This is a genomic window from Aliiruegeria lutimaris (assembly GCF_900099935.1).
GTDB classification, from domain to species: Bacteria; Pseudomonadota; Alphaproteobacteria; order Rhodobacterales; family Rhodobacteraceae; genus Tropicimonas; species Tropicimonas lutimaris.
Map to the genome: position 1 here is coordinate 1 of NZ_FNEK01000165.1, position 2,652 is coordinate 2,652.

2 protein-coding genes are annotated in these 2,652 nt (G+C 62.5%); both read left to right on the plus strand.

The window, feature by feature from the left end:
- The first annotated feature begins 134 nt into the window (after positions 1-134).
- Positions 135-1,049, plus strand: a complete 915-nt coding sequence (locus BLR85_RS28105; protein ID WP_093165168.1) for a tyrosine-type recombinase/integrase — start codon at positions 135-137, stop codon at positions 1,047-1,049.
- Positions 1,050-1,088: 39 nt separating this feature from the next.
- Positions 1,089-2,303 (plus strand): IS91 family transposase, encoded by a 1,215-nt coding sequence (locus BLR85_RS28110; protein WP_093165174.1) that lies wholly within the window; start codon positions 1,089-1,091, stop codon positions 2,301-2,303.
- The last annotated feature ends 349 nt before the right edge of the window (positions 2,304-2,652 follow it).

Genomic DNA, 2,652 nt, shown 5'->3' on the forward strand with positions numbered 1-2,652 from the left:
GCACTAAATCGCTTCGCGATAATGGCTCTGAGTGGCTGTCGTTGCGCTGAACTGGGATTTGTTTCGCGGATTTTGATGCTGGGTGTGTGCTGTTGGTCGAGGTGATCTTGCCTCGATCGACAGAGGGTTTTCGCATGACCATTCAGCATCCTACACCGACCACGCCGCTTCGCGCCCGGATGATGGCGGATATGTCCGCGCGCAATCTCGGCCCTGCCTCGCAGACCAGCCACTTGCGGGCCTGCAAGCGATTTGCAACCTGGCTCGGGCGATCTCCGGAGGCGGCATCGCCGGATGACGTGAAGCACTTTCAGCAGCATTTGATCGAGAGTGGGACGAGTATCTGCACCCGCAACCAGACCATGACCGGGGTGAAGTTTCTGTTCCGGGTGACGCTGCGGCGGCATGATCTGGTGGCCGAGGTTTTCCACCTCAAGGAGCCGGTCAAGGTGCCGCTTGTGCTGAGCCGCAATGAGATCAAACGCATCCTGGCCATGGCGCCCGGCCTGAAGGCGCGGGTGATGCTTTCGCTGGCCTATGGCTGCGGCCTTCGCGCGGGCGAGGTTGTCCGGCTGCGGGTGGGCGATATCGACGGCGACCAGAATATCATCCGCATCGAGCAATCGAAGGGCCGCAAGGATCGCAACGTGATGCTGCCCGCGGATATCCTGAGCCTGTTGCGCGCGTGGTGGACCGAACGCCCGACCGGCCAGGATGCGGGCGTGCCCGGACCCGATCGCGTTCTCTTCCCCGGCTATCGCGGCAAACACCTCTCCGCCCGCCAGATTTCCCGCCTGTTCAAGCAGGCAGCAAAGGCAGCCGGGATCACCAAGCCGGTCACGCTGCACACCTTGCGCCATTCGTTCGCGACGCATCTCCTGGAACGCGGCGTGGACATCCGGGTCATACAGGTGCTGTTGGGGCATTCCAAACTGACCACGACGGCGCGGTACGCAAGCGTCGCGACCGGCATGATCTCGGCGGTCGAGAGCCCGCTTGACGATCTGACCGGCGCCAAGCGCAGGAAGGGCAGGAAAGGCGCATCATAGACTGCGTTGTCTCCCTCTCATCGATTGTATGGCAATCGACTGCCGGGCAGCGGGCCAAAGCTGGAGGTCGCGGATATCTTCCGCGCCCATGGTGCTGCCTGGCGGGCGGCCAATGCAGGCCATATCAGCCTCGATCAGTTGAAGGTGATGAGCGCGATCGAGCGCTGCCGGACGGCGGCGCTCGGCGGCCATGTCGCCCGGTGTGAGGACTGCGCGCACGAGCACATCGCCTACAACTCCTGCCGCAACAGACACTGCCCCAAGTGCCAGGCGGGGGCGGCCAGGTCCTGGCTGGCAGCGCGCGAGACCGAACTGCTGACCGTTCGGTATTTCCATCTCGTCTTCACCCTACCCAAGCCCATCGCGGATATCGCGCATCAGAACAAGCGGGAGATCTACAATCTGTTGATGCGGGCAAGCGCGGCCACGGTGATCAGGATCGCAGCCGATCCAAAGCACCTCGGCGCCCGGGTCGGTGTCACATCCGTGCTTCACACTTGGGGTTCGGCGATGACGCACCACCCGCATGTCCACATGATCGTGCCGGGCGGTGGCTTGTCGGTCGATGGCACCCGTTGGATCGCCTGCCGCAGGAATTTCTTCCTCTCCGTCCGTGTTCTGTCCCGCCTTTACCGGCGCCTCATCCTGGAAGGGCTGGTGCGGCTGCATGAAGCCGGAAAGCTGCAGTTCTTCGGCGACCGTGTCGAGCTTGTCGATCGCGCGGCCTTCAACGCTTGCCTGCAACCGCTGCGCAAGGTCGACTGGGTGGTCTACGCCAAGGAACCATTCGCCGGGCCAAAAGCGGTGCTGGCATACCTGTCGCGCTACACCCACCGTGTCGCCATCTCCAACAGTCGATTGATCCGCCTGGATCAGCGCGGCGTCACCTTCCGCGTCAAGGACTACCGTGTGGACGGCCCCGGGCGACACACCACCATGACCTTGACGACAGACGAGTTCATCCGCCGGTTCCTGATCCATGTCCTGCCAAAGCGGCAGCACCGCATCCGCCACTACGGCTTCTTTGGAAATGGCCATCGGGCCGCCAATATTGCCAGGATCAGGCACCTGCTCGGGGCCAAAACGCCGGGTCAGGAACACGCCAACGATGACAGCCTCGGCGATACCGATGAGCTTCCCCGTGTCCTGGCACTGCCTTGCCCGTCTTGCGGCGGACGGCTGATCATCATCGACACCATAACGCCCGCGCAACATCCCAGAGCGCCACCAACGACAGCAAGGGCCGCCGCATGAAACCCGCGCCGCGAATTGAAAACCACGACCTCAGCCACACGCCACACCGCCTGTGGTTCAACCGGCATGCGCAATTCCAAATATCGGAGGGGCGAAGGTTGCTGAAATCAACGGGACACAACGCATATCGGCAAAAAGCCCGCACAAAACCCGATGAGTTTGCCAACACCAGCCCTACCAACCCAACCTGCCCAGTCAGATCCAGAGCAACCGAACGGCTCAAATCCCCATAGACACAGCTGATCCGCAAAGACCAACCCCGCGATTTCCCGCTTGCGCGCTTCTCCGACGCCAGGCAACGCCCCGCTCTTACTCAAACGTACCGCGTGGCGTCCGAGAAACCTGCACC